General features: G+C 73.3%; 8 protein-coding genes. 6 read left to right on the plus strand and 2 right to left on the minus strand.

What is annotated here, in order from left to right; translation table 11 throughout:
* The first annotated feature begins 1 nt into the window (after position 1).
* From ACFWUQ_RS23470 to ACFWUQ_RS23485, 4 genes are all read left to right on the plus strand, one after another.
* On the plus strand, positions 2–913 hold the full coding sequence (locus tag ACFWUQ_RS23470; protein WP_384541238.1) for an SDR family oxidoreductase: 912 nt from the start codon (positions 2–4) through the stop codon (positions 911–913).
* Between the two features lie 383 nt (positions 914–1,296).
* Complete coding sequence (locus ACFWUQ_RS23475) at positions 1,297–1,941, plus strand: DUF4360 domain-containing protein (protein WP_384541241.1); 645 nt, start codon at positions 1,297–1,299, stop codon at positions 1,939–1,941.
* 46 nt (positions 1,942–1,987) lie between these two features.
* On the plus strand, positions 1,988–2,659 hold the full coding sequence (locus ACFWUQ_RS23480; protein ID WP_384541244.1) for a DUF4360 domain-containing protein: 672 nt from the start codon (positions 1,988–1,990) through the stop codon (positions 2,657–2,659).
* A 279-nt stretch (positions 2,660–2,938) separates the two neighbouring features.
* Positions 2,939–3,070 (plus strand): hypothetical protein, encoded by a 132-nt coding sequence (locus ACFWUQ_RS23485; RefSeq protein ID WP_384541246.1) that lies wholly within the window; start codon positions 2,939–2,941, stop codon positions 3,068–3,070.
* Between the two features lie 41 nt (positions 3,071–3,111).
* Here ACFWUQ_RS23485 and ACFWUQ_RS23490 read toward each other — a convergent pair whose 3' ends face one another.
* Complete coding sequence (locus tag ACFWUQ_RS23490) at positions 3,112–3,822, minus strand: HAD family acid phosphatase (RefSeq protein ID WP_384541248.1); 711 nt, start codon at positions 3,820–3,822, stop codon at positions 3,112–3,114.
* A 123-nt stretch (positions 3,823–3,945) separates the two neighbouring features.
* A complete protein-coding gene (locus ACFWUQ_RS23495; RefSeq protein WP_384541251.1) occupies positions 3,946–4,965 on the minus strand; it encodes a hypothetical protein in 1,020 nt (339 codons plus the stop codon).
* A 173-nt stretch (positions 4,966–5,138) separates the two neighbouring features.
* On the opposite strand from ACFWUQ_RS23495, the gene ACFWUQ_RS23500 reads away from it, so the two are divergent.
* Together ACFWUQ_RS23500 and ACFWUQ_RS23505 are read left to right on the plus strand one after the other, a co-directional pair.
* Positions 5,139–5,891, plus strand: a complete 753-nt coding sequence (locus tag ACFWUQ_RS23500; protein ID WP_384541257.1) for a serine protease — start codon at positions 5,139–5,141, stop codon at positions 5,889–5,891.
* A gap of 244 nt (positions 5,892–6,135) precedes the next feature.
* The gene (locus ACFWUQ_RS23505) at positions 6,136–6,792 is read left to right on the plus strand and encodes a response regulator (RefSeq protein ID WP_384541253.1); all 657 of its coding nucleotides are present in this window, start codon (positions 6,136–6,138) and stop codon (positions 6,790–6,792) included.
* The last annotated feature ends 110 nt before the right edge of the window (positions 6,793–6,902 follow it).

The following is a 6,902-nucleotide window of genomic DNA, read 5'->3' on the forward strand; positions in this document are numbered from 1 at the left end:
GATGGCCGGTATCGCAGAGGGTCGGGTCGTGGTCGTGACGGGCGCGGGACGGGGCCTGGGGCGGGCCCACGCGCTGGCCTTCGCCGAGGCGGGGGCGAAGGTCGTCGTGAACGACCTGGGGGTGGGGCTGGACGGACTGCCGGGGCCGGACGGCCCCGCCGCCCGGGTCGTCGCGGAGATCCGGGAGCGGGGCGGCGAGGCGGTGGCGCACGGCGGCGACATCGCGACGGGGGAGGGGGCGTCCTCCCTGGTGGAGTGCGCGGTCTCGGCGTTCGGGCGGCTGGACACCCTCGTCAACAACGCGGGCTTCCTGCGCGACCGGATGCTGGTCAACCTGGACGAGGACGACTGGGACGCGGTCATGCGGGTCCACCTCAAGGGGCACTTCCTGCCCCTGCGGTCGGCGGCGGCGTGGTGGCGGGCGCAGGCGAAGGCGGGCCGGCCGGTGGCGGCCCGGGTGGTCAACACCTCCTCGGGGGCCGGGCTGCTGGGCTCCGTCGGCCAGGGCAACTACAGCGCGGCCAAGGCGGGCATCCTCGGCCTCACCCTGGTCTCGGCCGCGGAGATGGGCCGGTACGGGGTCCAGGTCAACGCGATCGCTCCCGCGGCGCGGACCCGGATGACGGAGCAGGCCTTCGCGCGGACCATGGCCGCGCCGCCGGAGGGGGCCTTCGACGCGATGGCGCCGGAGAACATCTCCCCGCTGGTGGTGTGGCTGGGCTCGGACGCCTCCGAGGGGGTCACGGGCCGGGTCTTCGAGGCGGAGGGCGGTCGCATCACCGTGATGGAGGGCTGGCGGCCGGGGCCCACCGCCGACCGCGGGGCGCGCTGGACCCCCGCGGAGGCGGGGGAGGCGGCGGTGAAACTCCTGTCCGAGGCCCGGGCCCCGCTGCCGGTGTACGGCGGCCGCTGACGGGCGGGCGGGGCGGGGCCGCGGTCGGGGGTGCTGCGCGGCGGGGCGGCGGTACGCGGCTGGGGTTCGCGGCGCGGGGTGCTGCGCGGTGGGGCCGCGGGCCGGGGGTGCTGCGCGGCGGGGCGGACGGGGTTGGGTGCGGCGGTCGCGAGGGTTCCGGTCATCTCCGCGCCCGGCGTGGTCCGCCGCGGGAGGGGCCGGGTACGGCAGCGGGGCTGATGGGCGGCGCTCCGCGGAGGCGGGCGCCCTCGTGGAATTCGGCCAGGGAATGCGGCCGAGGACCGTTGGCCGTATCCGGTCCTTCCCGCTCCGTTGCGGCTGTGGTGGCATGTGCATGCCGAAACACCGAATTCACCACCGGTCGCACGGATGGAGAAAAAAGGATGTCGCTCCGCAGATTGACGGTCGGTGCGGCGGTCGTGGCCCTCTCGGCCGTGACCGCGCCCGTCCAGGCCGACACAGTGCACACACCGCCCGGAAGAATTACCGTCGACGTCGTCGCGGTCAACGGATCGGGCTGCCCCCAGGGCACCGCGGAGGTCGCCACCGCCTCCGACAACACGGCCTTCACCGTCACGTACAGCAGCTACCTCGCCCAGACGGGAGCCGGCTCCGGCGGTACCGAATTCCGCAAGAACTGCCAGCTCGCGCTGCGGATCCACGTCCCCCAGGGGTTCACGTACGCCATCGCCCGCGCCGACTACCGGGGCTTCGCGCACCTGCAGCGCGGGGCCTTCGGCCAGGAGCGGGCGAACTACTACTTCCAGGGCGAGGCCCAGACCGCCCGCACCACCCACCAGTTCAACGGCCCGTACAGCGACAACTGGCAGGCGAGCGACCGCACCGAGTACGCCGACTTGGTCTGGGCGCCCTGCGGCGAGGAGCGCAACCTCAACGTCAACACCGAACTGCGCGTCTACGCCGGGACCTCGAACCCGCAGGCCCTGAGCTTCATGAGCATGGACTCGACCGACGGCAGCGTCAGCACCGTCTATCACTTCGAGTGGAAGGAATGCCCCGCGGGTTGATCCGGCATGCGCGCACGCACCCGACTCACGGTCAGGAGTGACAACGATGTCCCCCTCCCTGTCCCGCACCCTGCTCGCCGGCGCGGTAACCGCCGTGCTGCTGGCCGCGGCCGTACCCGCGGCCGTCGCCGGCCCCGTCCCGCCCCCGATCACCGCGCCGCCCGACAAGATCGTGATCGAGCTCGCCACGGTGAACGGATCCGGCTGCCGCGAGGGCACCGCCGAAGTGGCGGTGGCCCCGGACAACACCGCTTTCACGGTCACCTACAGCGAATACCTCGCGCAGGTCGGCCCGGGCGCCCCGCCGACGGCCTTCCGCAAGAACTGCCAGCTCAATCTCCGCGTGCACGTCCCCTCGGGATTCACCTACGCGATCGTCCAGGCGGATTACCGGGGATTCGCCTTCCTGCAGCCGGGCGCGTGGGGCCAGGAGCGCGCGAGTTACTACTTCCAGGGAATGCCGCAGACCTCGCAGCGGACCCATCAGTTCAACGGTCCGTTCAATGACAATTGGCAGGCATCCGACCGAACGGAGTACGCCGATCTCGTCTGGGCGCCGTGCGGGGAGAAGCGCAATTTCAACATCAACACCGAACTGCGCGTGAACGCCGGCACGTCCAACCCGCAGACGGCCACCAGTTTCATGGCCATGGACTCCACCGACGCCAGTGTCAGCACGCTGTACCACCTCGCGTGGCAGGTGTGCCCCGACCGGTAGGCCCGACCGGTACGCCCGGCCGGTAGGGCCCGGTCGTCGACCGCCGTCGGCATCCTCGCGGCGAGCCGTGCCCGCGGCGAATTTGCCCGCATGGAACGGCAGTCCCGCGCCGCGTACGGAAACAGGCCCCGGGCCCGGCCCCCTGGCGAGGGGTCGGGTCCGGGGCCTGCTCGGTGCGTTGGGGTATCAGTACCCGCCCCGGCCACCTGTTGAACCGCGGCAGGCCCCCGGATGTTGGAGTGGTGCGTTCCGGTCTCGGGGATCGGGCACACTCTGTGCATGAGCCGTGCTGACGTGATCGGGCCGGCGGTGGTCGTCGCGGCCACCTTGGTCTGGTTCCTGGTCGAGATGATCCGCCACCCCCGCAACCCCGGCGGGGACGACAACGACGGCACGGCGGACGAGGTCTGACCGGCCCTGACGGGGGCTGCCGCCTCCGGTGCGGTCCGGGCTCAGGACAGCTTGCCGCCGTAGTCCGGCAGCTTGACGGTGCGTTCGGCGTGGCCGCCGACGAGGTCGCTCTCCTTGTTCCCGATGTTCGCGATGATCGTGTAGCCGCGTGCCTCGATCTCCGCGCGCTTGCCCGTCTTGTAGGTGCTGACCTCGTGGAAGAGGTCGGGCAGGTCGCGGACGTACAGGCCCGAGACCGGGTAGCCGACCGCCTTCAGGTTGCGCTCCGTGAGGGAGTGGATGATCCCGGGGCGGGCGGTGACGAAGAAGACGGCCACCCCGCGCTCGTCCGCGTACCGGGTCAGCTCGCGGACCTTGGAGATCGCCGGGGTCGGGAACGTCCAGAACCAGTGGAAGTCCGTCTCCAGCGAGGTGTTGTCGATGTCGAGGACGATCGCGGGACGCTCCCCGGCCGGCGAGGCGGCGATCCGCTGCTCGATGCCGGGGCGGGCGGCGTCCACGGCCGCGGCGACGTCCCGCTGCCACATGCCGTAGTCGATGCCGAGGATCGCCGCGTTGCCGCCGGGCGCGGACGCGGTGGCGACCGCCGTGGCCGAGACGGAGCTGCGGGCCGGGCTCGGCGCGGGGGCGCCGGACGGTGCCGCCTCGGCGGCCGCGGCCGGGACCAGCAGGAGGACGGCGGCCGCGACGGCGGCTCCGGCGGCGGCGGTTCGGCTCGTGCGGCGGGTGGACGTGCGGCGGGTGATGCGCATGGGGGGCGCTCCTCGGACCGGGGGATTGGCATGTACGCGTTCAGATTCGGCCTCTCCCGACGCCCTGTCTACTGGTCGGTAGGAAACTTTTCGTAGCCGCGCGGTGAATCCGCCGGGCGGACGCTACGTGGCGCACTCCAGCACCGTGCGGCACAGCCCGCACCGGGCGCGGACCGGGCCGCGCACCGGGAGCCGCAGGCGCTGCGCGCACACCGGGCACGGGAAACTGACGCGCAGTCCGGTCCCGTCGCGCTCGAAGCGGTACGCCGGCCCGCTGCCGCTGCCGCTGCCGCTGCCGCTGCTCCGGCCGCCGTGCGCCCTCCCGCCCCCGTTCCCTGTCCCGATCCAGCCCCCGCCCCCGTACCCCGTACCGCCCCCGCCCTCACTCGCCCGGCCCGGCCCCGGCCCCCGTTCGGCCGCCGCGCGCCGGTCCCTGGCGTACCGCGTGCGCTCCCACCAACCGGCGGCCGCCATCGGGGCCCGGCGCAGGTCCCGCTCCGCCAGGGCGCGCCCGCGTACGTAGGCCTCGTACGCCTGCGGGCTGGTGAACCAGGCGGACGGGTCCTCGCCGAACAGGGCGGCGCGCTTGGCGAGGACGTAGCCGAACTCCTCCGGGGTGAGGTACCCGAACCTCTGGTGGGTGAGCGCGTCCTCCCGGTAGGCGTCGAGCAGCAGCCAGCCCGCCCCCAGGTAGGCGGCGGCGGTGTCGGTGAGGATCTCGTTCTCCGCGGTGGTCAGGAAGCGCAGATCCAGCCGGTGCAGCAGGACGTGCGCGACCTCGTGGGCCAGCGCCGCCGCCAGGTCCCGGCGGTGGACCCGGAAGCGGTCGCTGACCTCGACGAAGTACTCCGGGCCGGCGCCCAGCTCCACGGTGGCTGCCTGCTCCATCGGCCGGAAGCACACCACGACGCGCGCCTGCGGCAGGCGCAGGGCGCGCACCATCGCCGAGGCCACCCGCTGCGCGCCCAGGTGGAGGTCGTCGGCCGCGTCGAAGGCGGCGTCGGCGGGGGCGAAGCTCGCGCCGTAGGCGCGGACGCCGTCCGCCGACAGTCGCCGGTGCAGCGCCGTGAGGGCGGCGCGCACGGTGGCCAGGTGCGGAAACCCGTGCTCCACCGGGCTGCCGCGCCCGCCGTTGTCCGTCATGGGGCCGCCTCCGCCGCAATCCCTTCCGCGGCTGGCCGGGGATGGCCGAAAACACCGTCTTGATGTCCGCCATACATCGGTTGTGTCATGGACCCGTCATTCACCCAATGGCACGCACAGCCCAACCCCCCACGAAAGGCAGTGTGTTGACTGTGAGCACCCTCACGCGATACATGAAGCGCGCCCTCGCCGCGGGCGCGGTCGCCCTCGCGGCCGTCAGCCTCCAGCCCGGCACCGCCAGCGCCGGCCCCGCCCCCGTCGTCGGCGGAACGCGCGCCGCCCAGGGCGAGTTCCCGTTCATGGTCCGCCTCTCCATGGGCTGCGGCGGCTCCCTCCTGACCCCGCAGATCGTCCTCACCGCCGCCCACTGTGTGAACGGCTCCGGCAACAACACCTCCATCACCGCCACCGCCGGAGTCGTCGACCTCAACAGCGCCTCCGCCATCAAGGTCAAGTCCACCAAGGTCCTGCGCGCACCCGGTTACAACGGCAAGGGCAAGGACTGGGCCCTGATCAAGCTCGCCCGCCCCATCAACCTGCCCACCCTCAACATCGCCGAGACCAAGGCCTACGACAACGGCACCTTCACCGTCGCCGGCTGGGGCGCCACCCGCGAGGGCGGCGGCCAGCAGCGCTACCTCATGAAGGCCACCGTCCCCTTCGTCTCCGACGCCAGCTGCCAGAGCGCGTACGGCAGCGACCTCGTCCCGAGCGAGGAGATCTGCGCCGGCTACAACCAGGGCGGCGTCGACACCTGCCAGGGCGACTCCGGCGGCCCGATGTTCCGCCGCGACAACGCCAACGCCTGGATCCAGGTCGGCATAGTCAGCTGGGGCGAGGGCTGCGCCCGCGCCGGCTACCCCGGCGTCTACACCGAGGTGTCCACCTTCGCCGCCGCGATCAAGAGCGCGGCGGCCACGCTGTAGTACCCCCCGCGGTACCCCCTCGTCCTTCCGGCCGGGCCCGATCCGGCCGGAGGGGCGAGGCCCCGCACGCCGGACGCCCGTAGGCTCGCCGCCCCCGCGAGGCCGGAACCCCGCCGCCCCCGCACCGCGGCAGTTGCCCGACGGCTCCCGCTGCGGTTGCGGGCCGAAGCGCGCGACCGTCCCATGCGAAGGATCCGCCGGGGAACAGGACACCGGCAGCGGACGACAGTGGGGCAGGCGGCGCATGGCGATCAGAGTGGTCATCGCGGACGACCAGGACATGGTCAGGACCGGATTCAGGATGATCCTCGAAAGCCGGCCGGACATCGAGGTCGTCGCCGACGTGGCCGACGGCGAGGCCGCGCTCGCCGCCGTGGCCGAGCACCGCCCGGACGTCCTGCTCCTCGACATCCGCATGCCGAAACTCGACGGCCTCGAAGTCACCCGCCACCTGTCCGGCCCGGACGGACCACGCATCGTCATCGTCACCACCTTCGACCTCGACGAGTACGTCCACGCGGCGCTCCACGGCGGAGCGTCCGGCTTCCTCCTGAAGGACGCCAGTCCGGCCATGCTGGTTGAAGCGGTACGGGCGGCAGCCGTCGGGGACTCGCTCGTCTCACCCGCCATCACCGTGCGGCTGCTGCGCGAGCCGGCCCCCCGGAGCCCGGCACCGGCTGCCGCGCGGCGCCCCGCCGAGCCGCTCACCGACCGCGAACGCGACGTCGTACGGTGTCTGGCGCGCGGGCTCACCAACAACGAGATCGCCGGGGAGCTCTTCGTCTCGCTGTCCACCGTGAAGACCCACCTGGCCAACGTGCAGGCCAAACTCGACGCCCGCAACCGCGTCGAGATCGCCGCCTGGGCCTGTGTGAGCGGCCTCGCCGCCGCCACGGCGTGACGCCGCACCCCCACCCGCCCGCACCGCCACCGTCCCCGGCCCGGGCGGCCCCAGCCGGGCCGCGCACACGGCCCGCCGCCGTCCTCGGCCCCGGTGGTCCCCGCCGGGGC

Source organism: Streptomyces sp. NPDC058662 (assembly GCF_042716255.1).
In the GTDB taxonomy this organism is placed as follows: Bacteria; Actinomycetota; Actinomycetes; order Streptomycetales; family Streptomycetaceae; genus Streptomyces.